General features: G+C 45.0%; 29 protein-coding genes. 16 read left to right on the top strand and 13 right to left on the bottom strand.

Annotation, left to right across the window (positions count from 1 at the left end):
• Positions 1 to 7: 7 nt before the first annotated feature.
• Positions 8 to 1,705: a mechanosensitive ion channel gene (locus tag QUB52_RS22795; protein WP_265234861.1), complete on the top strand. Its 1,698-nt coding sequence runs from the start codon at positions 8 to 10 to the stop codon at positions 1,703 to 1,705.
• A 314-nt stretch (positions 1,706 to 2,019) separates the two neighbouring features.
• On the opposite strand, the gene QUB52_RS22790 is transcribed toward QUB52_RS22795, so the two are convergent.
• Positions 2,020 to 3,471, bottom strand: a complete 1,452-nt coding sequence (locus QUB52_RS22790; protein WP_265234862.1) for a GTP-binding protein — start codon at positions 3,469 to 3,471, stop codon at positions 2,020 to 2,022.
• A gap of 316 nt (positions 3,472 to 3,787) precedes the next feature.
• Between QUB52_RS22790 and QUB52_RS22785 the strand changes: the two genes are divergently transcribed.
• From QUB52_RS22785 to QUB52_RS22775, 3 genes are all read left to right on the top strand, one after another.
• Positions 3,788 to 4,621, top strand: coding sequence for a CPBP family intramembrane glutamic endopeptidase (locus QUB52_RS22785; RefSeq protein WP_332974435.1), 834 nt, complete (start codon positions 3,788 to 3,790; stop codon positions 4,619 to 4,621).
• A 63-nt stretch (positions 4,622 to 4,684) separates the two neighbouring features.
• Positions 4,685 to 4,903: a hypothetical protein gene (locus QUB52_RS22780; protein ID WP_332974437.1), complete on the top strand. Its 219-nt coding sequence runs from the start codon at positions 4,685 to 4,687 to the stop codon at positions 4,901 to 4,903.
• A gap of 128 nt (positions 4,904 to 5,031) precedes the next feature.
• Positions 5,032 to 5,250, top strand: coding sequence for a DUF433 domain-containing protein (locus QUB52_RS22775; protein ID WP_332974439.1), 219 nt, complete (start codon positions 5,032 to 5,034; stop codon positions 5,248 to 5,250).
• A 160-nt stretch (positions 5,251 to 5,410) separates the two neighbouring features.
• On the opposite strand, the gene QUB52_RS22770 is transcribed toward QUB52_RS22775, so the two are convergent.
• The 3 genes from QUB52_RS22770 to QUB52_RS22760 all read right to left on the bottom strand — a co-directional run bounded on the left by QUB52_RS22770 (position 5,411) and on the right by QUB52_RS22760 (position 8,713).
• On the bottom strand, positions 5,411 to 5,788 hold the full coding sequence (locus QUB52_RS22770; protein WP_332974440.1) for a HEPN domain-containing protein: 378 nt from the start codon (positions 5,786 to 5,788) through the stop codon (positions 5,411 to 5,413).
• On the bottom strand, positions 5,778 to 6,242 hold the full coding sequence (locus QUB52_RS22765) for a hypothetical protein (RefSeq protein ID WP_332974441.1): 465 nt from the start codon (positions 6,240 to 6,242) through the stop codon (positions 5,778 to 5,780). The genes QUB52_RS22770 and QUB52_RS22765 overlap by 11 nt, the downstream gene beginning before the upstream one ends.
• 524 nt (positions 6,243 to 6,766) lie before the next feature.
• A complete protein-coding gene (locus tag QUB52_RS22760; protein WP_332974442.1) occupies positions 6,767 to 8,713 on the bottom strand; it encodes a bifunctional serine/threonine-protein kinase/formylglycine-generating enzyme family protein in 1,947 nt (648 codons plus the stop codon).
• 56 nt (positions 8,714 to 8,769) lie between these two features.
• On the opposite strand from QUB52_RS22760, the gene QUB52_RS22755 reads away from it, so the two are divergent.
• On the top strand, positions 8,770 to 9,090 hold the full coding sequence (locus QUB52_RS22755) for an S-layer protein (protein WP_332974444.1): 321 nt from the start codon (positions 8,770 to 8,772) through the stop codon (positions 9,088 to 9,090).
• Here the strand turns inward: QUB52_RS22755 and QUB52_RS22750 are convergent.
• The 6 genes from QUB52_RS22750 to psbH all read right to left on the bottom strand — a co-directional run bounded on the left by QUB52_RS22750 (position 9,052) and on the right by psbH (position 11,514).
• Positions 9,052 to 9,381, bottom strand: coding sequence for a helix-turn-helix domain-containing protein (locus QUB52_RS22750; protein ID WP_332974446.1), 330 nt, complete (start codon positions 9,379 to 9,381; stop codon positions 9,052 to 9,054). The two genes, QUB52_RS22755 and QUB52_RS22750, sit on opposite strands and share 39 nt — an antisense overlap.
• Before the next feature lie 115 nt (positions 9,382 to 9,496).
• Positions 9,497 to 9,865, bottom strand: a complete 369-nt coding sequence (locus tag QUB52_RS22745) for a type II toxin-antitoxin system RelE/ParE family toxin (RefSeq protein ID WP_332974448.1) — start codon at positions 9,863 to 9,865, stop codon at positions 9,497 to 9,499.
• A 114-nt stretch (positions 9,866 to 9,979) separates the two neighbouring features.
• Complete coding sequence (locus QUB52_RS22740; RefSeq protein WP_265234869.1) at positions 9,980 to 10,246, bottom strand: DUF3146 family protein; 267 nt, start codon at positions 10,244 to 10,246, stop codon at positions 9,980 to 9,982.
• Positions 10,243 to 10,905: an aminoacyl-tRNA hydrolase gene (gene pth, locus QUB52_RS22735; RefSeq protein ID WP_332974450.1), complete on the bottom strand. Its 663-nt coding sequence runs from the start codon at positions 10,903 to 10,905 to the stop codon at positions 10,243 to 10,245. The genes QUB52_RS22740 and pth overlap by 4 nt, the downstream gene beginning before the upstream one ends.
• Positions 10,906 to 11,163 carry a TatA/E family twin arginine-targeting protein translocase gene (locus QUB52_RS22730; protein ID WP_265234871.1) on the bottom strand — a complete coding sequence of 86 codons (258 nt, stop codon included), beginning with the start codon at positions 11,161 to 11,163 and terminating at the stop codon, positions 10,906 to 10,908.
• Between the two features lie 147 nt (positions 11,164 to 11,310).
• Positions 11,311 to 11,514, bottom strand: a complete 204-nt coding sequence (gene psbH, locus QUB52_RS22725; RefSeq protein WP_006633692.1) for a photosystem II reaction center phosphoprotein PsbH — start codon at positions 11,512 to 11,514, stop codon at positions 11,311 to 11,313.
• 211 nt (positions 11,515 to 11,725) lie between these two features.
• Here psbH and psbN point away from each other — a divergent pair, with 211 nt between their 5' ends.
• The 9 genes from psbN to QUB52_RS22680 all read left to right on the top strand — a co-directional run bounded on the left by psbN (position 11,726) and on the right by QUB52_RS22680 (position 18,922).
• Positions 11,726 to 11,857, top strand: coding sequence for a photosystem II reaction center protein PsbN (gene psbN / locus QUB52_RS22720; protein WP_265234872.1), 132 nt, complete (start codon positions 11,726 to 11,728; stop codon positions 11,855 to 11,857).
• 311 nt (positions 11,858 to 12,168) lie between these two features.
• On the top strand, positions 12,169 to 13,269 hold the full coding sequence (gene aroC, locus QUB52_RS22715) for a chorismate synthase (RefSeq protein WP_265234874.1): 1,101 nt from the start codon (positions 12,169 to 12,171) through the stop codon (positions 13,267 to 13,269).
• Between the two features lies 1 nt (position 13,270).
• Complete coding sequence (locus QUB52_RS22710; protein WP_265234875.1) at positions 13,271 to 14,182, top strand: MBL fold metallo-hydrolase; 912 nt, start codon at positions 13,271 to 13,273, stop codon at positions 14,180 to 14,182.
• A 164-nt stretch (positions 14,183 to 14,346) separates the two neighbouring features.
• On the top strand, positions 14,347 to 14,613 hold the full coding sequence (locus QUB52_RS22705; RefSeq protein ID WP_265234876.1) for a hypothetical protein: 267 nt from the start codon (positions 14,347 to 14,349) through the stop codon (positions 14,611 to 14,613).
• 368 nt (positions 14,614 to 14,981) lie between these two features.
• Positions 14,982 to 15,977, top strand: a complete 996-nt coding sequence (locus QUB52_RS22700) for a lipase chaperone (protein ID WP_265234877.1) — start codon at positions 14,982 to 14,984, stop codon at positions 15,975 to 15,977.
• 12 nt (positions 15,978 to 15,989) lie between these two features.
• On the top strand, positions 15,990 to 16,136 hold the full coding sequence (locus tag QUB52_RS22695; protein WP_332974451.1) for a hypothetical protein: 147 nt from the start codon (positions 15,990 to 15,992) through the stop codon (positions 16,134 to 16,136).
• Positions 16,137 to 16,886: 750 nt separating this feature from the next.
• Positions 16,887 to 17,525, top strand: coding sequence for a class II aldolase/adducin family protein (locus tag QUB52_RS22690; protein WP_332974453.1), 639 nt, complete (start codon positions 16,887 to 16,889; stop codon positions 17,523 to 17,525).
• A gap of 199 nt (positions 17,526 to 17,724) precedes the next feature.
• Positions 17,725 to 18,279 (top strand): Npun_F5560 family protein, encoded by a 555-nt coding sequence (locus QUB52_RS22685; protein WP_265234880.1) that lies wholly within the window; start codon positions 17,725 to 17,727, stop codon positions 18,277 to 18,279.
• On the top strand, positions 18,272 to 18,922 hold the full coding sequence (locus tag QUB52_RS22680; RefSeq protein ID WP_332974455.1) for a hypothetical protein: 651 nt from the start codon (positions 18,272 to 18,274) through the stop codon (positions 18,920 to 18,922). The genes QUB52_RS22685 and QUB52_RS22680 overlap by 8 nt, the downstream gene beginning before the upstream one ends.
• A 98-nt stretch (positions 18,923 to 19,020) precedes the next feature.
• Here QUB52_RS22680 and QUB52_RS22675 read toward each other — a convergent pair whose 3' ends face one another.
• Complete coding sequence (locus tag QUB52_RS22675) at positions 19,021 to 19,365, bottom strand: STAS domain-containing protein (RefSeq protein WP_265234882.1); 345 nt, start codon at positions 19,363 to 19,365, stop codon at positions 19,021 to 19,023.
• Between the two features lie 348 nt (positions 19,366 to 19,713).
• On the opposite strand from QUB52_RS22675, the gene QUB52_RS22670 reads away from it, so the two are divergent.
• Together QUB52_RS22670 and QUB52_RS22665 are read left to right on the top strand one after the other, a co-directional pair.
• The gene (locus QUB52_RS22670; protein ID WP_332969442.1) at positions 19,714 to 20,337 is read left to right on the top strand and encodes a DedA family protein; all 624 of its coding nucleotides are present in this window, start codon (positions 19,714 to 19,716) and stop codon (positions 20,335 to 20,337) included.
• 207 nt (positions 20,338 to 20,544) lie between these two features.
• Positions 20,545 to 21,159 (top strand): Uma2 family endonuclease, encoded by a 615-nt coding sequence (locus tag QUB52_RS22665; RefSeq protein ID WP_332974456.1) that lies wholly within the window; start codon positions 20,545 to 20,547, stop codon positions 21,157 to 21,159.
• Positions 21,160 to 21,220: 61 nt separating this feature from the next.
• Here the strand turns inward: QUB52_RS22665 and QUB52_RS22660 are convergent, their stop codons facing one another.
• Both QUB52_RS22660 and QUB52_RS22655 read right to left on the bottom strand, forming a co-directional pair.
• Complete coding sequence (locus QUB52_RS22660) at positions 21,221 to 22,120, bottom strand: type IV pilin-like G/H family protein (RefSeq protein WP_332974457.1); 900 nt, start codon at positions 22,118 to 22,120, stop codon at positions 21,221 to 21,223.
• Positions 22,121 to 22,204: 84 nt separating this feature from the next.
• Entirely contained in the window at positions 22,205 to 22,627 is a 423-nt protein-coding gene (locus QUB52_RS22655; RefSeq protein ID WP_265234886.1) for a type II toxin-antitoxin system Phd/YefM family antitoxin, read from the bottom strand.
• Between the last annotated feature and the right edge of the window lie 122 nt (positions 22,628 to 22,749).

The following is a 22,749-nucleotide window of genomic DNA, read 5'->3' as shown; positions in this document are numbered from 1 at the left end:
GAAAAAAATGAATCAAACTTGGCAAGAAATAACTCAACCGATATCGGGCCCAATGGTGGCTTTGTCCGATGGCTTACGCCCCGCTACGCTACGCATTTTAGCACAGGCCCCGGCAGCCACGAATCCGCTGGCAGATGCCGAACGCGGAATTAACAATTTTGTGGTGGGTTCAAACATTGAGAATCTGATCTGGGCGATCGGTATCCTGCTAATTGGCTTGATCGTATCAGCCCTCGTCTCATCCCTAGTTGGGGGATTGCTCAAGAAGACGACGATCGACAACCGACTGGCTGGTTGGATTACTGGCCGCCCGGAAGGAGAAGGCTCCCCGCAAGTGGAAAAATGGATTTCCGGTGCGGTATTCTGGATCATTTTTATCTTTTTCCTAGTTGCCTTTTTCAACCGGCTGAATCTAACGGCTGTCTCGCAACCCCTCAATACATTTCTCAATCAAATTGCCGGTGCTTTGCCTAAGTTAGCCAAAGCCCTAATTTTTCTGGGGATTGCTTGGGTGTTGGCGACAGTTGCCAAATTGGCATTATCGCGGGCGATGCGGAGTTTTGGCGTAGACGAGCGCTTGAATCAGCAGGTGGGGAATGCACCTACCGAGAATCCTTTGCTGCTGAGCGAGACTCTGGCGAATGCGCTGTACTGGTTCATTTTTCTGCTGTTTTTGCCGTCGGTTCTCGAATCGCTGGAATTGCAGCAGGCTTTGCTACCAGTTAATAATTTGCTGAACCAAATTTTGGCGGCAATTCCAAAAATCCTGGAAGCTTTGGTGATTGGGTTTATCGGCTGGCTGCTGGCTCAAGTGGTGCAGCGGATTGTCACGAATCTGCTGGCTGCTGCTGGGGCGGACAGTTTGGGCGCTCGGTTTGGCATTTCCCGGAGTTCGGGCGGACAATCGCTGTCGTGGATTATCGGTACGATCGTCTACGTGTTGATTTTGATTCCCACGGCGATCGCAGCTTTGAACGCTTTGGACATCCAAGCGATTTCCTTGCCGGCAATCGCGATGCTCAACACGATTCTGGGCGCGCTTCCCAACATTTTTACAGCAGCGATAATTCTGGCCGTTGCTTACATTTTGGGGCGCTGGATCGGCGATTTGGTAACGAATATCTTGACGGGAATTGGCTTTAACAATGTCTTTTCTTGGTTGGGAATGCAGCCGAAACAGCCGCTGCGACTACCGCCTAGTTCGATCGATCCTGAAGCAACGATTCTTCAGGAACCGGAACTTCCTGCGCGCACGCCTTCGGAGTTTGTCGGCATTGTGGTGCAGGTGGGCATCCTCCTGTTTGCGGTGGTGGCTGCTACCGATGTGCTGAGGATTCCAGCGCTGACAGCGATTGTCAGCGGTATTGTGCTGGTTGCAGGTAGAGTGCTGGCCGGTTTGGTCGTATTTGCGATCGGCTTGTATTTGGCGAACCTGGCCTTTAGTTTGATTGCTAGTTCTGGAACTCGCCAAGCGCGGTTGTTGGGCCAAACGGCTCGCATCGCGATTATTGCTTTTGTGGCGGCATTAGCGCTGCAACAGATGGGCATTGGCAGCGATATTGTCAATTTAGCTTTCGGGCTGCTGCTGGGGGCGATCGCAGTTGGAATTGCTCTAGCCTTTGGTTTGGGTGGGCGCGACATTGCGGCCAACGAACTTCGCGAATGGTTAGCGTCGTTTAAACAAGATAAAACGCCGCGTTTGTAACTCTATAAAATGGCGTTTGTCAAGTACAAACGCCATTTTTTTATGGTTAATTTCATTGCCAGTTGAGACGGCGGTTGAAACCGCATCTAGACAGACAAAACCTGCCTCCGCATGAAGAGTGAGTGGTTGAAATCACGTTATTTTCTTTAGTCGGCGGAGGCAGACTTCGTTTGTGTAGACGCGGTTTCAACCGCCGAGTCTTGTTAACTGAAGCCTAAATTTTTCCAAGTATAACGACAAATCAATTGCCTTGTGGGGTGGGATTATAGCCCGCCCATAAACAGATTATTAAAAACAAGCAAGTCCCAAAACAATCAATGAGATTGATGTTTTTCCCCACTCCCCAAATTCAACTTAGCCCGCAATTCATCCTTAATCCGATTTAAAATAGAATCCTCATCCAAAGAAGACAAAATCTTGCTCACCACAGCCTTCGGCCCATCATCTCCCCAAGAAGCACCATTAGCCAAATAAGCCTTAGTAACTTGACCGATTCCGTAGCAAGAAACCCCAGCAATTGCAGCTTGAGTCACAGCCACAGAAATATAAGGCCCCAAAGCCAAACCTCCCGTCGCCGGTGTCGCCAAACCCAACAATCCTTTCAAAGAACTCAAACCCAAATTAGCCAACAATTCGCCCGCAGTAATTCCCCCCATACTAATCGCAATCTTTTGCAGCAACTCCACCGCCCCCGCTTCTGTCATCGCAATGCCGTAAACTTTAGATAAAGTTAATATCATCACCACATCAATTACCGCACCGCTAAGAATATCAACTACAGTAACTGGATTTAGGGCGATCGCCACAGCTTTAGTCATTACGCCATTCCAGATAATGCGATTAGCAGCATCATCTCGAATTTCCATTTTTCGCTGTACTAACTGCTCATTAATATCTCCCGCACAGAGCATCGTATTCAGCGCCACCAAAGACTTGCCTTCGCGGTCTAAAATCTCCAAAATCTTTAATTTTAAATCTTGCACTTGTGGCAAACTGCGCGTCATTTTGACTCCCATACTGCCATCGGGACGGCGCACCGCCTGCGCTGTCAAAGGTGAAGCCGCGGACATCACAATTTCATCGGGAGATAACAATTCTCTCACGCGATCGTCGCGAATTTTATGATAAATTGCCAGTCTATCTGCATCGGGATACTGGTCAATTTTATTAAAGACTAATAACATCGGTTTTCCGGCTTCCCGCAACTGCGAAAGTGCTTGATATTCCACTTTCGTAATGTCGCCAGCAACTACAAACAATATCAAATCGGCTTGTTTAGCGACGCGGCGGGCTAAAAGTTCGCGAGTTTCGCCGTCAACTTCATCTATTCCCGGTGTGTCGATTAATTCTACTTGCGATAAACGGTAAATAACAGGCGAAAGTCGATCGGGTAAACCGTCATCAACACCATCTCCGACATCCCACTGGCCAATAGTTGTGGTACGAGTCACCCCGTGAGTAGGGCCAGTTTCAAACACATTTTGACCGAGTAGCGCGTTCAAAACCGAAGATTTTCCCCTTCCTACCATCCCAAACACAGCGATTTGCACGCAAGCGCGCTCTAGCTTGTCCAGCATGGTTTCCAAGCCGCCAATTTCCGGCTCCAGTCCAGTTCGCTCTTGTGCTGTCAAGTCGAGATTTTCTACTATATCTCGCAGAGCATCTTTAGCGCGGCGCAGGTTTAGTTCTGCTTGAATGTCTGCGAAACTTAATATTGTGTCGTCTAATTCGCGATCGACATTTGAGAAATCCGATACTTCAGTCATTGTTACCTGATGTTATAGCTTTGCTTCACTTAAAGTTTTAACCGATATGATGCTATTCTAGCTTTTTCTGTGGGCTTTGTACATTGGAGACGGGATAATGCCGTGTTTATAATAATCTGCGTAGAGAAGACTGGGCGGTTGAAACCGCGTCTACACAAACAAAACCTGCCTCCGCAGGTTGAAGAAAACCAGGTCGTTGAAATTACGTTATTTTCTTTAGTCCGCGCACCATCAGGACATCGTTTGTGTAGATGCGGTTTCAACCGCCGATCTGTGTCGCTATAAATATCATGTAAAATTTATTTAGTTTACAACAATGATTAACGCCAACAAAATAGCAAATTATCCATTTCTATTACGAATAATAATTTTCCTCTTAATCTTAGCAGCAATCTGGCTGCCCGTCGCCGCCCCAATTTATCTCTTAGTTAAAGATAGGAACCTCGCAACTATTCTAACAATGGGATTGTTGTTTGCCGAGTTTCTTTTCCTAGTGCCGCGCTGGGGAAAACAGGTTTACGGACAAACGCAATTGCTCAAAAGTTACGGTTTAGTGAATACGCGACAAAACGGTTTTGAACTTTTGACTGGATTGGCGATCGGGCTTTCGATCACTTTTACCCTATTTTTAGTGCAAGGACTGTTCGGCTTTGTCTCATGGCAAAATTCAGATAATTTGCCTCGAATCATCGCAGAAGGGCTATTAAGCGCCCTGGGAGTGGGTTTTGCGGAGGAGTTGGTATTCCGGGGTTGGTTGCTCGACGAGTTGCAGCGGGATTACAACAATCAAATTTCTGTGCGGGCGAATAGCCTGGTATTTGCCCTATCTCATTTTATCAAACCCGTGGAGGCAATGCTGCGGACTTGGCCTCAGTTTCCGGGCTTATTGTTGCTGGGTTTGATACTGGTTTTTGCAAAGCGCAGCCGTCAAAATCGATTGGGTTTGTCGATCGGGCTTCATGCAGGTTTAGTCTGGGGATACTATATAATTAACGTCGGTGAGTTAGTACGATATTCTGGCTCTGTCCCGGATTGGGTGACTGGAGTTAACGGCAATCCGTTGGCTGGGGCGATCGGGCTTTTGTTTTTGAGCGTGCTGGCTGTGGGAATGCGGCAGATGTCGGAACGTTCAAAAGGGCGATCGGATTAATCAATCCTTGAAAATGGCATAATAGATCAGACCATACTCTACAACCAACATGGGGACTTTTTTATGCAGCTTGCTGAACTTCTACCACACCTGAAGGATTTGCCTCACGCTGACAAGCTTTTACTCCTGCATTTTATCGTATCGGAATTACTGCAAGAATCAGGTATAATTCCCCTAGAAGATCAAGGCAAAGTATCTAGCACTAACTCCTACAACTCTTTTGAAGCTGCTGCTGTTTTAGCGCAGGCATTATTAGAGGAAAAAGCAGTAAAACATGGTTGATAAAGCCAGATTTAGGTTTACTGAAATCGATAGGTTTGTAATATATCCATCAGGTGCGTCGCTATGAGATTGTTGGTATTTAGTTAGGAATTTATCGCAGGCGACACACCCTACAACTACTTAGGCTTATGTCTCAGAATTTTCAGATAATTAGCATTTCTGATGAAATCATGGGCGGAACTCCTGTTTTTATTGGCACTAGGGTTCCCGTTCAAACACTTTTTGACTATTTAGAAGCCGGAGAGTCAATTGATAATTTTTTAGAGGGATTTCCAACTGTAACTCGGGAGCAAATAATTGCTTTGTTGGAAGTTATGAGAAAACAATTGATGGCAATGGTGGCGTAGAATGAAGTTAATATTGGATTAGTGTATCGATGCTAAAGTAGTTAAAGGTAAAGCTACAGTTGTTAGTGCGTAAGCGCGATATTTGGCTCCATGACTCCACCGGCTGATGAAGCAACAAACCCGACTCCAGCAAAAAAGCATTATCAGATTAAATTGATATTTAGAGATTATTTAGGTTAGAAATTATTTCTTGAGAACGCTTGATCGCAATACTAGCAATCGCAGATAATAAGGGAAAATTATCGTCATAATCTGCTTGATTTCGATATCGGCGAAGCACTGCTAAATTATCGGCGATGAATTGATATCTTGAGTCAGGATTAATATCAAATTCTTGCCAAACATAGCGGTGAACATCGCTTGTTTTTGGCAGGGAATGACCTTGTTTATCTCGCAAATAGTTCCGCGCTGAGATAAAAGCAGCATAATAGGAACGACTGATAGCATCCCTCAATCGCGCCTCCTGTTCAGCAGCAATAGTTGCTTGACCAGCAAGTTCTTTTGCTAAATTTAGGTATTGCGACCAATCAAAACTCATCAGTGTATTCCAAAATTGTATAAAAATGCTCCCGAATTTCGTGGGATAATCCCCTCGACCAATTTTTACGCAATTCGTCTTCTCTATCCATTGCTTCATCGGGATCGAGGTCTGTTAAGATGATTGAGAGAACCAGATGAATATAGTTAGGAATTTCCGGGTCATTGATGACTTGAAGTAATAGTTTTTGTTCGGGGAAATAATTGCAAATTTGAACGGGTGCTTCTAGCACAATGGGAAGTAGAAACGGATATTTGTTAATAAATTCAATGACTTCTGTTTTGTCTCGGAAAATGTATGATTTTTCTAGGGTTTCGATGTCTGATTGGGAAATGAGGAACGGCGCGACTCTTGGTGCTGATATCTTGTCTAAAATTAAGGATGCTATGGCATTTTGTTCTGCTTCGGGTAGTTGAGAGACGGTGGCAAAACTTTCTGCTAATAGGTTATTCATTTTATAAATCTCCTATGCGACTATTCGTGAGAAAAATTAATATTTCTAATTATAATCTGTTGTGCGGTGAATCTGAAAAAAAAAATATACCATTTTTCTAAAATCGTGCAACACTCTTCGACCCCCCCTAGCCCCCCCTTGTAAAGGGGGGGGACAAGAATACTGTTGCATTTTTTTTTAAATTGGTATTAGTTTACTACGCTGGAACCCATCCTAAATCAGCACCAACTACTCCGTAAATAAACCAGACTATTTCAGCAGACTTGTCTCTACAGAAAGCATTGACAAAGTGACAGCGATTTTCCCAAACAAGACTTACGCACAGGTGGCCAGAAACCGGGTTTTTTGCGATATCCTTCGCTGTACTCCACAGATTAAGTAAAAAACCCGGTTTCTTTGTCGGGAGTGCATCCACGAGTGCCAAAAAATAAATCGAGTCACCAGAAACGACCAAAAAAGTGAAAAAGAAAAAAGAGTAAAGAGCAAAAGGGCAAAAGAGCAAAGAAGAGTCCTCGCGGGGAAAACTAGGACGACGAAGAAACCGAAGCAACCGCTACGCGAAAACCCCTGGGCCCCCACCCGAGGCCCACCGAGTCGAAGTGACTATCGGCACTACGGCAAGCGTTCGCATTGTAGTTCCAGGAACCACCACGCTGCACCCGGTAATCACTATATCCACCACTTTCCCAAGCACTACCATCAGTCGGCGCACCGTTATAATTATCGTGCCTAACATCTTGACACCATTCCCAGACATTCCCGTGCATATCATAAAGTCCAAAGGCATTAGGCGGAAAACTACCCACAGCAGTTGTTTTTTCACGAAAAGTTCCCTTCGGTGCAGAACCATAGGGATAATTGCCGTCATAATTAACTAAATCCGGGGTAATTGTGTCCCCAAAATAAAAAGGTGTAGTGGTTCCTGCACGACAAGCATATTCCCATTCGGCCTCACTAGGCAGTCTATAATTGCGTCCAGTAAGTCGAGATAATCTTGCACAGAATTCTATAGCATCATCCCAATTTGCTTGCTGAACAGGGAAATTACCTCTAAAATTATAAGGATCAGGATAAACATCGAGGTCAATCTTGACTTTCAGTAAAGCTGCCACAGCGCGCCATTGAGCCTGAGTCACCTCATATTTTCCCATCAAAAAAGGGGCCATATTAACATTATGCTGCGGCCCTTCATCGTTATATCGTCCTGCTTCCGTATTGGGGGAACCCATGACAAAACTGCCGCCAGGAATTGCCATCATGTCTAAAGTTATGCCCTTGGCGATAGTTTCTGTAAAAACCTGTGCTTGACTTTGGCTGCGCTTGGTGATTTCCCCCGTTGAATTCACTGTCACCGTTTCAAATTGAACTGTTTTTAGGGAATTTGAAGATACTTTTGGCGCTGGAGTTTTTGGTGGTGGTGGTTCTGGTTGTGGGGTTTCTGGAGGTGGTGGCAACTGAGATGGTATATCGTCGTTGGGTAATATCGGTGACGATGGCTCATTCGTTGAAGTTTTAGGCGATTTGTTCCCCAAACTTTGATACACAACTAAACCGACAAGTCCTAATCCAGCCAAACCGACTAATTGTAAAAAACCTCGCCTTGTCGGTGTCGGTGTCGGTGTCGGTGGCGGTGGTGGCGGTGGGAGAGGCGACGACAAAGATAAAATTGCTTGCAATGCTTCCCCTGCATCTTGATAGCGCTGACTGAAATTATCGCGCACCATTTTATCTAAAATATTCCCTAAGTTATTGCTAACTTGCGCTAGATTTCGCCAAATAACTTCTCCCGTCTGCGGATCTTCTGGTAAGGTATGAGGAGGTTGACCAGTCAATGCTTGAATCCCAATCATCCCCACTGCATAAATATCGCTACATAGTTTAGGTTTGCCCTTCGCTTGTTCGCTGGGCATATAACCCGAAGTACCAATGCCAACGGTGAAGCTAGTTTGTCCTTGAGCATTAACAACCAGTGTGCTAATTTCTTTGACCGCCCCGAAATCAATCAAGATAATTTTACCATCATCGCGGCGCATTAAATTAGCAGGTTTCAAGTCACGATGAATCACATTTTGCTGATGAACAATGGCTAAAACTTCTAAGATATCGTGCAATAATTTAATAGTATCGGATTCGCTTGATTTTTTACCTAGAATCAGTTCTTTGGTAAGGTCATGTCCTTCGATAAAATCTTGCACCAAATAAAATTCGCCATTTTCCTCAAAGTGGGCGGAAAGGCTGGGGATTTGGTCGTGTAGCTTACCCAATTTATACAGCGTTTCGGCTTCTTTGTCGAACAAGCCTTTGGCAATTAGTAAATGGTCGGGATTGGGATCTTTTGGTTTAAGATGTTTAACGACGCACTGGGGCTGTCCGGGTAAGTCTAAATCTTTGGCAAGGTATGTGTCGCCAAAAGCGCCTTGTCCCAAGTCTTTGATAATTTGATAATGATTGCGGAGAATAGGACTCGGCATAATATTCAGGGAATGCAGTGGAAGTTAGGATATATTGTCGCACAAAAAGTAATGAGATGCTTAAATTCAGAATCGTTGCCACCATTATACTGCTAGTTAGTGGCAGTTGCTCAACTCCCGCACAAGCACAAAATCCTGCACGAATAAAGCCAAATAACTCTTTAGTTCAATCCCAGCCAACCCGCGAACAAATCCTCAATGCTTGCGTGCTCAATCGGGCTGAAACTCTGCCAAATCCTTTTACCGATGTGCCATCAAATCACTGGGCTTACAAAGCTGTTTTGACGATGTATTATTGCGGCGCTTACCGAGAAGCAACTGCGCCTGTGTTTCCGACATCAGATAGTGACAACACTAATTCCAGGAATCGCAGGTGATTTTAGCTTTGGCTTCACCACAATTTGCACATCGCACCCTAAAGCATTTAAAAACCGAAACAACCTTTCTGTAGAAAAACCTGTCAGTTTCCCTCTCATCAAAGCTGAAACTTTGGGCTGGTCAATTCCTAATACTTCTGCTGCTTGAAGTTGATTCAGTTTCCTTTGACTAACGATCTCAGTTATCTGTCGTACCAGTTCCGCCTTCATCAGCATTTCATCAGAATTAGGCATACCCAAATCAGCAAATATATTGCCACTACTAACTTGAATATCCATCTCCTTACTCATGATTTCCCCCTTTTTTACCAGGTCTTAGTTATTCCTGAAAAAGTAGTGATAAGAAGCCGTCTATTTCCAGTTTTTTTAGAAATATAAGCACATCTTATCACTACTAATTCCCTTCTTACTTACTCTTGAACTCTTCGTAATGTTCTTGAGCTCGTTTTAGCCTTTCTTGGATTAACTTAATATCTTGTTGCGGTGTAGCAATTCCTTGTTTAGACTTTTTCTGGAAAGCGTGCAAAACATACACTGTATCTGCAAACTTTACCGTGTAAACTGCTCGATAGGTATCCCCATCATAGTCATCGGTAATTTCTAAAACTTTTGCACCTCCAAACCCTTTGAGAGGTTTAGCAGATGGGTGTTTTCCTCCTTTTTCTGCTAGATACAGAGCATAGCCCATTATGCCACGTACATCTTCAGGAAATTCTTTAAGATCGTTCAAAGAACTTCCTATCCATAGAATATCTTTGGGTGATATTTGTTTCATTGTGAGTGTGAGTGGGTTTTTTTATCATGGCAGGATTTTTACTGAACGACTACAATTCTATTATGCTAGATTTAGCATAAAGTGTCAAGAGTTATTCTCAAATAAATATCAATATTAAAACTGAGCCCTAACGGTAAAGGAATAATCCCCCCCTGGTTCAAGCTGATAATCCCATTTTTCCAGAAAACGGTGCAGCGGTTCTTGAATCAATGCCCTACCCTGAGATGGTTCAAGAATCAGTGTTTTTTCTTCCCGAAAACGCCATTGAAAGTGCCACTCAAAACTGCCGGCAGTCACTTCACCTTCAATCGTGCCTTTTAGCCAAGATTGACCCGTAACTCGGACATGGGCTGTAGTTTCCGGCAAACGTCTCGAACTCACCTTTTTGTTTCCGCGCTTGTTTCTGCAATGGTACGATTGTTGTAAAGACTCATGGCTTTTTCTACTCCCTGATGGAGGCTAAGTTCCACAGCTTCTACAACTAATTTAAGCATTTTTTCTACTAATTGACTTTCCTCTGAGGAAAATTTTCCTAATACGAAGGAAATCGTATCCTTCTCATTTTTAGCAGGATCGCTTTGAGGTTTGCCGATGCCAATCCGCAACCGGGGAAATTTGTCTGTACCTAAATGAGAAATTGTTGATTTCATGCCGTTGTGGCCGCCGGCTGAACCTGCTAGCCGGATTCTCATTTTGCCGATCGGCAAATCCATATCGTCGTATACTACTAATACGGACTGTGGAGGTATTTTGTACCAATCCGTCGCCGCCCGAATCGACTGGCCGGACAAATTCATGTAAGTCAACGGTTTCAGCAACCGGATTTTCTGTCCCCGCGGCCGATTTCCCTCGCCAAATATTCCTTGAAATTTGCGGTTTTCTGACAGGGAAATTTGCCAAGATTTAGCGAAGGCATCTACTGCATTAAAGCCGATATTGTGTCGCGTGCGATCGTACTTTGGTTCAGGATTCCCCAAACCCACAATTAGCTGGGGAATTACTAACTCCGCTGGTGTTTCCGATTTCTGAGTGTTGTTCATCTAACTGTTTGTGCTATCTTCCTTAGCAGCAGCCGCGAGTTTTTCTGGTTCCGGCTTTTTGGTAGTTGCTACTGCTTCTTCTAGCTGCTTGGTTTCCCGCGTAAACTCCGACTCAAAATCCCGCGAAGCATCTTGAAAACCCCGAAGTGCTTTCCCGAAACTCCGACCAATTTCTGGCAACTTTTTTGGGCCGAATACCAACAGGGCGATGGTAAAAATCACTGCCATTTCCGGCAAACCAATGCCAAAAATATTCATTTTTTGTCTCCGGTAATTTGTTTAATTAGTTAGCATTTAATTACGAGGGACTAACGGGAAAGGGCAAGGGAAAATGGGAAAACTTAGCTTTTACCATTTCTCCTCCACCCTCAGCTTTTACTGTTAGCCTTAATTTTCGCTCAAATTCTAGCGGCCGAGACTCGACCAATCAACATCCACATTCTCTAGAATCAGAGAAGAGTTGTAGATTTGCAAAATAATCAACAAGAACACGAAAAACAATCCGATGAAAACGCTCATCAACAGGGTGGTTCCCCAACCTGGGGCTACCTTGCCGTATTCTGAGTTAAGGGGTTTGAGTATATCTCCTAACCAAGTCCGCTGTGCCATAAGTCACCTACAATGAATCTCTACAGAAAAGTTTGACATACTTCCACCGCTAATTGCGATCGCAATTTCTCAGAAATGCGGCAGGGGGACTGAAAACAGCGGGAGTGGGCTCGGCTGCCTTACCGTACTGCGCGTAAAATCACTAGACTTTTAGACAGATTGTTATTTTTTGTAATATTATAGAGGGGATCACTCATAATCGATCGCAAATATGGAACCAGCAGCAGTTCTCGGCATTTCTCTCGGTATCTGTCTGGTGGCAATCACCGGCTTCTCTATCTACACGGCTTTTGGCCCTCCCGCTAAGGAATTGAGAGATCCTTTTGAAGAACACGAAGACTAAAAAAGAAGAAAGTTCGGCAGCGGATTTTGTAACGGATGTAACGGATGGATGGATGTTCGGCAGCGGATGTAACTGATGTCAGAAAGAGGGAAGAAGAGATTTTCACAGTTTTCCTCTTCTGGCAATTCCCTCCTCTCCCCTGTCCCTCGTAGATATTCTGCTACCGGGATGCGATCGAACTTCTGTGCTGCGATCGACCGAAAGCCCCCAGTCAATGCTATATTCTTCAGAAATACCCTAAATCTATATTTAATTTAAAAAATCTATCTTCCAGTTAACGTAAAAAATATCAATTTTCAGGGAAAAGCATTATGGGCAATAGCTTCGGGCATCTATTTCGGATTTCGACATTTGGGGAATCTCACGGCGGTGGTGTCGGGGTAGTCATTGACGGTTGTCCGCCCCTGGTTGCGATCGACGCTTCGGAAATTCAAGCGGAACTCGATCGCCGCCGCCCCGGACAAAGCAAAATTACCACGCCCCGCAAAGAAGCTGATACCTGCGAAATTCTGTCGGGCGTGTTTGAAGGCAAAACTCTGGGAACTCCGATCGCAATTTTAGTCCGCAATCAAGACACTCGCCCTCAAGATTACGGCGAAATGGCCACAACTTACCGCCCTTCCCACGCCGACGCTACCTACGATGCTAAGTACGGAATTCGCAACTGGCAAGGCGGAGGTCGAAGTTCGGCGAGGGAAACTATTGGTAGAGTAGCAGCAGGGGCGATCGCCAAAAAAATTCTCTTCCAAGCCGCAGGCGTAGAAATAGTCGGCTACGTTAAACGCATCAAAGACTTAGAATGCGTCGCCGACCCAGACACTGTTACCTTAGAACAAGTAGAAAGCAACATTGTCCGCTGTCCCGATGCCGACTGCGCCGAAAGAATGATTGAACTAATCGAAAAAGTTCGCGACAGCGGAGATTCGATCGGCGGCGTAGTCGAATGCGTCGCCCGCAACGTACCCAAAGGCCTGGGAATGCCCGTATTCGACAAACTCGAAGCCGACTTAGCCAAAGCGATCATGTCCTTACCCGCTAGCAAAGGCTTTGAAATTGGTTCGGGCTTTGCCGGGACTCTGCTCAAGGGCAGCGAACACAATGATGAATACTATACTGATGAACAAGGAGAAATTCGCACAGTAACGAATCGCTCCGGTGGAATTCAGGGTGGCATTGCTAACGGTGAAAATATCATTCTGCGGGCGGCTTTCAAGCCAACTGCGACAATTCGGCAGCAGCAGCGCACTGTGACCCGAGAGGGTGAAGCAACACTGCTAGCAGCCAAAGGACGGCACGATGCTTGCGTTTTACCAAGAGCTGTGCCAATGGTCGAAGCAATGGTAGCTTTAGTGTTGTGCGACCATCTGCTGCGCCATCACGGACAATGTGGAACCTTAAAGTCTGAATTTTAAAATGGAAATCAGCTTGTCCTCTGTAGTGGCAAATCCCGTTGATTGCCCTCAACCCTCCGAAGCAATAAAAGGTATAGATGATTTTGTAGTACAGTTCTGGGGCGTCCGGGGCAGTGTTCCGACACCAGGATCGGAAACTGTTCGCTACGGCGGAAATACTTCTTGTTTGGAAATGCGAGTCGGTGGAAAACGCTTGATTTTTGACGGCGGAACTGGCTTGCGGATGCTGGGAGACCAGTTGATGCAAGAAATGCCGATACAAGCTTATATGTTTTTTACTCACTACCACTGGGATCACATTCAAGGTTTCCCGCTGTTCGCCCCAGCTTTTATCCGCGGCAATAGGTTTGATATTTATGGGGCGATTCCGCCGGATGGAGATTGTCTGAAACGGCACTTCGTCGAACGGGTTCTGCACTCGAATTCGCCGGTGCCGCTTATGGGTTTGCCGGCAGATTTGAATTTTCACGAGATCAATCACAACCAGACGATGATGCTGGATGATATTGAGATTAGGACTGGTTCTCTTAATCACCCGAATACTGCGATGGGATATCGGGTGACTTGGCAGGGACGTTCTGTTGTTTACTGTTCGGATACTGAACATTTTCCCGATCGCCTAGATGAGAATATTTATAATCTAGCCCTCGATGCTGACGTGCTGATCTACGATGCGATGTACACCGACGAGGAATATCACAATCCCAAGTCTCCGAAGGTGGGTTGGGGACACTCGACTTGGCAGGAAGCGGTGAGAATGGCTAAGGAAGCGCGGGTGAAACGGGTGGTGATTTTTCACCATGATCCGGCTCATACTGACGATTTTCTCGATCGCATCGCCGAAGAGGTACAAATCGCTTTTCCCAAGGCTGTCATGGCCCGCGAGGGTCTTATTTTGCCGATCGGCTTCTGAACTTTCGTCGGTACGATCAATCGTATCTTTGTCAAACCATCATTTGATGTGGAGCAGGTCTTGCGGCCTGCTCCACAACTTTTTTATTTTTAGCAATTACTGTTAGTGCGTGGTATAATTCTGGGCTAGTAACTTTTTAGGAAGAATATTTAAGTTTTTTTTGATTGTTTTACCCGCTCTTATTTGAGAATATCGGCAAAATTAGCAGTTGGTTAATCGCGATCGGGAGTTTAGCCGATCGATCCTGCGGGCTTGATGGCTTCGTTGAGCGTAATTGCGATCGGTTTGAATGTGCCGTCAGAAGAAGTATCGAGTTTGAGGGCATCTCAGATGAGAGCGAAGTGCCGTACAACCTGCGGGCGATCGCAGGATCGAGCAACAACGCACCCGCGCGATCGCTTCCGCAAAACGCACAGCAAGAAGTAAAATAATTGAAGGATTGCAGCAGGCGAAAAAGTGAAAGTTTTAAGTGTCAACAAACACGGCGAGGCTCCGCAAGATTTCACTCTCGCACGAGGCTCCCCTGATGGCAACAGACTTGGCTTGATCATCGTCATACCTGCAATTTTTTGAGTAATTCCTAAACAAAAAAGCTGAGGTTACAGTTAGGAAAAAACACAAGTTAGGTGCTTTTTTGGAAACATGAATATTTGCAACTCTGAAAAGCCGATCTGAGAGCTTTTCGCTACAATTTGAGTGATTTTTTCGCAGTCAATTTCATTCAAAAGAAAGAAACCATCGCTCTTTGGTTTGGGACTAGCTGCAACAGCAAAGTGAATGTTATGACTTGACTATCAAAATGGGAAATTTACGTTTTAGATCTTCATCAAATCAGTACAGATGGATTGCCCTAGGCAGTTTTGCTGTAATTATGGGTATTTCAGGGGCATTAGCCTACCGCCTAGCTCCGCTGCCGGGATTCCTGGCCCAAGGCACTCTGACTTCTAATAATCCGCCAGTAAAATTTTCGAGTACGGGCGCGACAATTCTCAAGCAGGGAGAGCAACTCACTCCCGATGTTTTGCTGGCAGATAATGTTGTCAAAGCAGTGGCAGATGCAGTTAAGCTGTCGCCTCAGCAAATTCGACAAAATGCTAGCGTCAAGATTTCTAAGCCGGAAGAACCTCTACAGATTGCTGTTGGGTATCGCTCGCTTGATCGGGATCAAGCAGTGCAAACGGCGGATATGTTGATGAAGGGCATGGTTGAAAAAAGCCGCCTGATTAATAGATATCGGTGGCAATCAGTCAATCAGTCGCTCAACCAACGCTTGGCACAAGTCACTCAAGACCTCAAACAAGCTCAGCAAAAACTCGACCAATACGAAAGAGAGCGCGCTCGCCTGTTGCAGCAAATGAAGCTTCAGCAAGACGTATACAACAAAACTCAACTGGCAATGGCGGATACGCAAGCGTCAGAAAAAGAAATGGTGAGCAGTTTTGCCGCCGCTACGGCGCCGCAAATTGTGGCGACGCCCACGAGCGATCCGACTGTGCCTCTAATTGTGGGAGTTGGCCTGCTGTTGGCGATTTTGGTGAGCCGCGGTTTGATTCCTTCGGTGGCTGATTGGCAGAACAAATCAGCTTTTCAGCGAGAAGAGAGCGAAAGACTCCAAAGTGCTTTGTACCGACTGATCAAAGAAGGCAGCGGCGAAATCACTCTGGTGCGGTTTGCGATGGAGACGCGGCTGTCGCCGGATGTCGCTCAGCGTTTTTTGAACCAACAAGCTGAAGTCTTTAATGCCAATTGCGAAATTAAAGACGATGGCAGCATTTTGTATCACTTCCACATTTAAAGGGCTGCGGGCGTGACTGCCCCACAAAAGAGTTTAGCCGATCGAGCCACTGCTCGATCGGCTAAACTCTTTTGGGACAAGCACGATGTTGAAGCAATTACGGCTTCAGTTATCGCCGCTAGCAGAAAAATCAATATTAGCAAGGGTTTTAGCAATTAATCACGCCGCGCGCGATCGGCTAGCATTTGTGTTGATTTGGTAAACTTTTTTAATTTTGTGTTCCGCTCACTGAAAAATCAATATTAGCAAGGGTTTTAGCAATTAATCACGCCGCGCGCGATCGGCTAGCATTTGTGTTGATTTGGTAAACTTTTTTAATTTTGTGTTCCGCTCACTGAAAAATCAATATTAGCAAGGGTTTTAGCAATTAATCACGCCGCGGGCGATCGGCTAGCATTTGTGTTGATTTGGTAAACTTTTTTAATTTTGTGTTCCGCTCACTGAAATATTAGTATTATGAAAGTAAGTAAATTTACGGTTAATTTTACCTAAGTTCCCGGATCAAGGGCTACTTTCTCGTTAAGTATTGTTGAGGAGGCCAGCAACCTCAGTATAAATGCTGTACTCTTGAGCAATAAATTGTTGACGTATGTTAAATAGTTTCACATAAGAGACTAGATATAGCAACAGCCAAGAATAAAACTCCCAGCCGGAAAGCGTGCGTTTTTACATTCAACTTTTGCAATCACCTGTTGAGGCTAAATTTATGATGTTTGGAATAATTTGTTCTTCTTGCGTAGTATACTTTTTGCTGATGTCGATCGCTAATTACGGCGACACAGGAATGTAGATTATTTAAGGCACTCAGGCACTCTAGAAAGAAGGCAGCAGACAAAAAACAGTTTGACAACTTCGGTCAAGTCTCAGAATAAGACTTGTGTGTGGTGTACGGGCTAGGCAGAAAAATAGATGGATGAAGGAGTCGTTAAGTACCGCTGCGAATGGCAAGAGGCAGATCCTTTAGCTGCCGATAACATAGCAGATTTGATCGACTGGCGCGATCGACTCCACTCTTGGGGACTAATAGGTGTCTACGAAAATGGCATTGGTTTTGGTAACGTCAGCGTCAGACTCGACAATTCTTGCCAATTCGTGATTTCAGGCACCCAGACGGCACACTTGCCAAATCTGGGGCCTGATTTCTACTGTACTGTCACTGAATTTAACTTAGAACAAAATTTTCTCGGCTGCCGGGGCCCCGTACCAGCTTCGTCGGAGTCCCTAACTCACGCAGCCTTGTACCTTCACAGACACGATGTGGGCGGGATAATTCACGTTCACAATCCTCAACTATGGCAGCAACTGCTGTTTAAAATTCCTACGACTAGAAAAGAAATACCTTACGGTACTCCGCAGATGGCCTTAGAAATGTTTAGACTTTTTGAGGAGGAGAATTTAGGCGATCGCAAAATTCTGGCGATGGCCGGTCACGAGGACGGAATTATCTGTTTTGGCAGTACCTTGGATGAAGCTGGCAAAGTGCTCTCGGCGGCGATCGGGTTAGACCTAGAGAGTCAAAAATTTGAGACTAAGGTTCAAAGCTACTAGATTCATCTGTGCAGTAAATCTAAAATCTCACATCGACTGACTTTGGTGCCTGATGTGAGTTAGACTGGCTTTGACCGTTGACATCTGGCAGATCGATCTAGCAGGCCCGGGTGCAAAATTTTTAAATTGCCTCTTGCCTCTGTGGTGAGGGAAAGATATTTTAAAGAAACACATTTTATAGCAAAAGCTGAGAGTAATCGTGAATCCAACTAAACTTGTAAGCTCAAAAGAACTGCAATCAGAGGTATCTCGTCTCACCGAAGAGCTGCAAATGCGCGACCAATTGGTGCAGCAGTTATCTCAAGAACTTTTCAGACTGGTGAAGGGAAATTCGAGTTTTGTGCCGGCGCCGGAAGTTTCCGATCGCCACCAAGCTCAAATGCAGGCAATGCGGGAACAACTGCAAGCTGTGGAAGAGCAGGTGGGTTTTTATCAGGAACAAATCGCCGATCGGGATACGGAGGTTTACCAACTGCGGCAATCGGTGCAAGAATTGACCGATCGCTCTAGAATGCTCGAACAAGTGGTTCAGGAATTGCCTGGGGTTTACCGCCAGAAGTTTGCCGAGCGGATCGAGCCGATTAAGGAAAAGTTGGATCAACTGCAAAAGGAAAACCGCCAGTTGCATATTGAGTTGCAGAGCGTGACTTACCGTCTGGCGATGCGGAATCGCAAGGCGAAAGGCCTGGATCTGCCGAGCGTCGATCCTGATGACGATCGCGGTATTCAAATGCCGAGCTTTGGCAATGTCTAAGGTTTTGATTGTGGCGGGCGATTCGCGGGGCCTGGCCGATTGTCTCCTGGAGGCGATCTCTCAATCCGATCCTTTAACTGAAGTCCTGATCTGCGGGGTTTCCGATCTCTATTCTGGTGCGATCGCCGATGGTGGATCGATCGTTTGTCCTTTGACGCTGGATGTGCCGTCGGATCTGGTTTTTCCGGGTCAAGATGTGTTTCGATTTGGCGCTAATGTTGTGGCGGCGCGCGATCGAGTGGCCCAGGAGTTACAAGTGCCCGTCGGCGATGGCAATTTTTGGCTACCGGTGGTGTTGACGGCAAAGGGGCCGCTGTATGCTGAGGCGATCGCTGCGGAATCTGACAACTTGTCTGGCGAGTTGAGTTACCGTCAACCGCTGCATTTGTCGGATGTTTGGCGACAGCAGTTGTATGAGTTGGCTTTCGGGTTACTGAATCTTTTAAATGCACCACCGGCGACTTATTTGATGCAGTTCGGGTTCGTTGGGGAAAGGATTTGTTTCGATCGACTTTTGCCTTTTCCGGCTGCACCTGCGATCGCTTCTGTCGGCGTTCAAGTGCCGGATTTATTTGTCTGCCATTGGTATTGCTTGACAAATAAGCCGATTTATGATATGCAAATTACTTTTTGGTGTTCGTAGTGAGGACTTTAGTCCTTTCTTGGCTAATAAATCAGGACTTGCATTCCCAACGATCGAACCTAGTTATGGGCAATTAACCGGAGATCGTATAATTTTTATCAGGCAACTAAAGCGGGAGTTGGTGTTGAGATAATTTGCTCGAAACTGTCAAAAATTTCAAAAAGTTGGTCGAGTTGAGTAAGTTCAAATATTAGCCTGACAGTGGCTGAGACGTTGCAGATGACGAGGCGGCATCCCCGGTGGCGGGCGGCGTTGAGTCCGCCGACTAGGGCGCACAAGCCGGAACTGTCGATAAAATCTACGTCGCCCATGTCAATTACCCAGAGTTGGGGGCGATCGGGCAAAATCTCGGCTAGCTGTTGCTGGAGGAGGCTGCCGGCTTCGGAGTCGAGGCAGTTTTGAGGTTGGAGGATGATGTGTTGGTTGAAGTTGGGAAATTCCATAGCAGTTATCCTCGGATTGTCAAGTATCAATAAGTGAGTTCGGTTGCTGCCAAAGTTGAGATCATCAGGGAATTTCAGCTAAGGTTCTAGGATGCGCGATCGCCCTTGTGGGAATCGGTGGCGATCGCCCTGGTGATAAATTTAGTAGGATGACGGGCTGGCGATGGGCTCAACGCAACCGCAACTATTCTCCATTCATCTATAATGCCCTAAAGGCTAGTTTTTTGTTAGGCGGGCGATCGCGAGTTTTGTGTGTTCTTAATCACAGCGAAGGATTGCACTATTGGCTGAATCGAGCCAAGATATAAATGTATTGAGCTTTGCAAAAGTTTACGAAGGCAGTATCGAATGTCTTTTGAGTTTTTATCGTTAGAGACTATTCAGCAATTTGCCCACGATTACGGCTACTGGGCGGTATTTTTGGGGATTTTGCTAGAAAATCTGGGAGTCCCTCTCCCAGGCGAGACAATTACTATTGCTGGTGGCTTTTTGGCTGGCAGTGGGGAACTGAATTTCTGGTTTGTGCTCGGAAGCGCGATCGCCGGTGCGACTCTCGGCGGAAATTTCGGTTATGCGATCGGCAGATACGGCGGCTGGCCGCTGCTGCTGAAGCTAGGACAATTTTTCCGCTTTCGGGAAGAACAACTGTTTGACCTCAAAGAACAGTTTAGCAAAAATGCAGCTAAAGCGGTATTTTTAGGCCGTTTCATCGCACTGCTGCGGATTTTTGCCAGCCCCCTAGCGGGCATCGCAGAAATGCCTTTTTGGAAATTTTCGCTGTTCAATATTCTGGGTGCAGCAAGCTGGGCATCTGTCATGGTAAGTTTGTCATATTTCCTAGGACAAGTTGTGTCTTTGGAAAAGTTGGTAGCTTGGGCGGCTCAATTTGCGGTATTTGCTTTGCTGTTAGCAGTTGCTTGGATTGTAATTCCTATGTGGTTAGAGTCGCGGACTTTGGACAAGACTAAGTAGAGACGCAACATTGTTGTGCGATCAACTCCGATACCGCCCAAGTAAGGACACAACAACGTTGTTGTGTCCTTATTTTTAGTATTGCTAAGACTCTCAGAAACCGAGTTTTTAACAACTCTGGGTAACAGCGCCGAATTCTTGCACAAAACCCGGTTTCTAACACCTAATGCGGTTATAATGGCGAGTACGATCGCACGAGGATGTACTATGACGGCATCAACAGAAATTCGCGAAGAAGTAGTTGAGGAAAAAGTTGATATTTATTACTCTCCTGAAGATTATTTAAAGCTGGAAGAAGCGGCAGAATTTAGAAGTGAATACCACGATGGCGAGATAATTCCTATGGCAGGCGGAACACCAAATCATAATCAGATAGCTGGCAATTTTTATGCTGCACTTAATTTTGCGACGAAAGGACAACCCTACCGGATTTTCATGAACGATTTGCGTTTGTGGATACCGTCGAAGCGGATTTATACTTATCCTGATGTGATGCTGGTGGCGGGTAAGTTGGAGTTTGCTGAGGGTAGGAAAGATACGATTACTAATGCGGTGATGGTGGCTGAGGTTTTATCGAAATCCACAGCAAGTTACGATCGTGGTGACAAATTTAAACTTTTTCGTTCTATTCCTAGTTTTCGGGAGTATGTTTTGATCGATCAGTACGAAATGCACGTCGAACAGTTTTGTAAGAGGGATGACAATAAGTGGGTTTTGTCTGAGTATGATGGTGCTGATGCGGTTCTGGCGTTGAGTTCGGTGTCTTTTGAGATGTCTTTGGGCGAAATGTACGATCGTGTGGATTTTGAGTCTGAGGAGTGAGGAATGAGCTTTTGAATGCACTCAAGTAATTTCAAATATGCTATTAATCTAGTCCAGATTTTCAACGCACTATCGGCGAATAACCAAGAGGACATTGTAGCCCATCTTTAGAGTTGGTAACAACCGGTAATCCAGGAAGCTCTTTTGAAGGTTGATAGCTTTCACAAAATAGAGAAGATGTAGACTTACTGTCAGCATTGTTAACCCAAAAAACTATTCCTGTATAGTTTTTCAATCCATCTCTCTTTGCTAAACCAATTGATTGCACAAAACGCCCATCGTTGCTCAAAACAATACTATATGAATAACCTGCCGTCTCTGATTTTATACCTAATCCCAATTCTGGCAAAATAGACGTAAAACGTCCATTTTCAGCATAAAAAGCTTGTTGTCCTCTATTTATAGATGCAACATATTGTTTTCCTTCCGATTGTCTAGCTTGGTTGGGTTCTTTAAAATTAATTACTTTCACATTATCAGGCAATGTCGTTTTTTCAGATACTTTCTGAAAAATCCTGGCATTAGAATCAAAAGAAGTAGGTCGAGATGCTCGAATATTATTTAAGATTAAACGCAACTTACCATCAGCCGTAAACTCAAAAATTGTCCTTCCCGTAACTTGACCTCGTGTTAATATATCCAAATTCTTGGGTTGATGATTTACATCAGTCTGATATTCCATTTGTTTAGCAATAGTAGGCATATTCCAAACAAATAACGTCCCTTCATTAGTGAAAATTAATGTTACAGAATTACCTGGAGTTTGTGTTTGCCATTGACCTATCAATTGTTTGGGAACAGACTGATTACCATTAGCCACAAAAGTTGAATTTGAAGAAATTTCAGGATTTCGTGCCCTCCAGAATGCAAAGCAAGCTATGGCTAATACTACTATCCATCCTGGACTAATAAAAACTTTTTTCAAAGGTGAAATTTCAGGTCTTTTTTGAGGGGGAGTCATAGTAATTTACCATTTTTACAAAGCTTTGCTACACAAGAAACGTTAGAAGCTCACGATGGCACAGGTTCGTCGCGGTGAAATTGTCTATATGTAAGTTAGGAATTTTTCATAAATAGTTACCCTGCTTGTGCAGTCAAAATAACTTGATATTCTACAGGCTCCATTTTTAAGTGCTGTCAAAGGTTTAACTCGGCTTTTAACTATTGTTTCTCCATTCTGGGCTTGTTCGGTACCAGATCGCAACTGAGCCATAAATTCGCGATCGGAGAGAATTTCTATTGTTTCTAACAGAGATTCAAATTGTTTAAAACTGAGGGCAATTATTGCCGGTTTCCCATCCTTAGTGATGATAGCTGGCTCTGCTACTAAGTCATCCGGCCACTTTGGTAGTTGTTGTTGCGCTTCTGCAATTGTCAGGTATTTTGGCATATTTGCAATTATGTTTTTTTGCTCGAAAACTTCACCATTTTTATTATACCGCACTCGCCCTGTTTTCAAGCTAGCCACTCGTTCAATTCTCTATTTCCGCATCATTCCCAGCAAACACCACATGTATCCGCTCAATAAATCGGGGTAACAGCAAAAAAGAAGGTTCACAATCTAGCCACAGCATGGTAAAATACAAAACA

Origin of the sequence: Microcoleus sp. A6-C6 (assembly GCF_036705955.1) — a bacterium.
Classification (GTDB): Bacteria; Cyanobacteriota; Cyanobacteriia; order Cyanobacteriales; family Microcoleaceae; genus Microcoleus.
Note: the sequence above shows the minus strand (reverse complement) of the source record. Positions and strands in the feature narration are given on the sequence as shown.

Coding starts and splice junctions, on each gene's coding strand:
- QUB52_RS22795 (WP_265234861.1), top strand. CDS start 8: ATGAATCAAACTTGGCAAGAAATAACTCAACCGATATCGGGCCCAATG.
- QUB52_RS22790 (WP_265234862.1), bottom strand. CDS start 3,471: ATGACTGAAGTATCGGATTTCTCAAATGTCGATCGCGAATTAGACGAC.
- QUB52_RS22785 (WP_332974435.1), top strand. CDS start 3,788: ATGATTAACGCCAACAAAATAGCAAATTATCCATTTCTATTACGAATA.
- QUB52_RS22780 (WP_332974437.1), top strand. CDS start 4,685: ATGCAGCTTGCTGAACTTCTACCACACCTGAAGGATTTGCCTCACGCT.
- QUB52_RS22775 (WP_332974439.1), top strand. CDS start 5,032: ATGTCTCAGAATTTTCAGATAATTAGCATTTCTGATGAAATCATGGGC.
- QUB52_RS22770 (WP_332974440.1), bottom strand. CDS start 5,788: ATGAGTTTTGATTGGTCGCAATACCTAAATTTAGCAAAAGAACTTGCT.
- QUB52_RS22765 (WP_332974441.1), bottom strand. CDS start 6,242: ATGAATAACCTATTAGCAGAAAGTTTTGCCACCGTCTCTCAACTACCC.
- QUB52_RS22760 (WP_332974442.1), bottom strand. CDS start 8,713: ATGCCGAGTCCTATTCTCCGCAATCATTATCAAATTATCAAAGACTTG.
- QUB52_RS22755 (WP_332974444.1), top strand. CDS start 8,770: ATGCTTAAATTCAGAATCGTTGCCACCATTATACTGCTAGTTAGTGGC.
- QUB52_RS22750 (WP_332974446.1), bottom strand. CDS start 9,381: ATGAGTAAGGAGATGGATATTCAAGTTAGTAGTGGCAATATATTTGCT.
- QUB52_RS22745 (WP_332974448.1), bottom strand. CDS start 9,865: ATGAAACAAATATCACCCAAAGATATTCTATGGATAGGAAGTTCTTTG.
- pth (WP_332974450.1), bottom strand. CDS start 10,905: ATGAACAACACTCAGAAATCGGAAACACCAGCGGAGTTAGTAATTCCC.
- QUB52_RS22730 (WP_265234871.1), bottom strand. CDS start 11,163: ATGAATATTTTTGGCATTGGTTTGCCGGAAATGGCAGTGATTTTTACC.
- psbH (WP_006633692.1), bottom strand. CDS start 11,514: ATGGCACAGCGGACTTGGTTAGGAGATATACTCAAACCCCTTAACTCA.
- psbN (WP_265234872.1), top strand. CDS start 11,726: ATGGAACCAGCAGCAGTTCTCGGCATTTCTCTCGGTATCTGTCTGGTG.
- aroC (WP_265234874.1), top strand. CDS start 12,169: ATGGGCAATAGCTTCGGGCATCTATTTCGGATTTCGACATTTGGGGAA.
- QUB52_RS22710 (WP_265234875.1), top strand. CDS start 13,271: ATGGAAATCAGCTTGTCCTCTGTAGTGGCAAATCCCGTTGATTGCCCT.
- QUB52_RS22700 (WP_265234877.1), top strand. CDS start 14,982: ATGGGAAATTTACGTTTTAGATCTTCATCAAATCAGTACAGATGGATT.
- QUB52_RS22690 (WP_332974453.1), top strand. CDS start 16,887: ATGGATGAAGGAGTCGTTAAGTACCGCTGCGAATGGCAAGAGGCAGAT.
- QUB52_RS22680 (WP_332974455.1), top strand. CDS start 18,272: ATGTCTAAGGTTTTGATTGTGGCGGGCGATTCGCGGGGCCTGGCCGAT.
- QUB52_RS22675 (WP_265234882.1), bottom strand. CDS start 19,365: ATGGAATTTCCCAACTTCAACCAACACATCATCCTCCAACCTCAAAAC.
- QUB52_RS22670 (WP_332969442.1), top strand. CDS start 19,714: ATGTCTTTTGAGTTTTTATCGTTAGAGACTATTCAGCAATTTGCCCAC.
- QUB52_RS22665 (WP_332974456.1), top strand. CDS start 20,545: ATGACGGCATCAACAGAAATTCGCGAAGAAGTAGTTGAGGAAAAAGTT.
- QUB52_RS22660 (WP_332974457.1), bottom strand. CDS start 22,120: ATGACTCCCCCTCAAAAAAGACCTGAAATTTCACCTTTGAAAAAAGTT.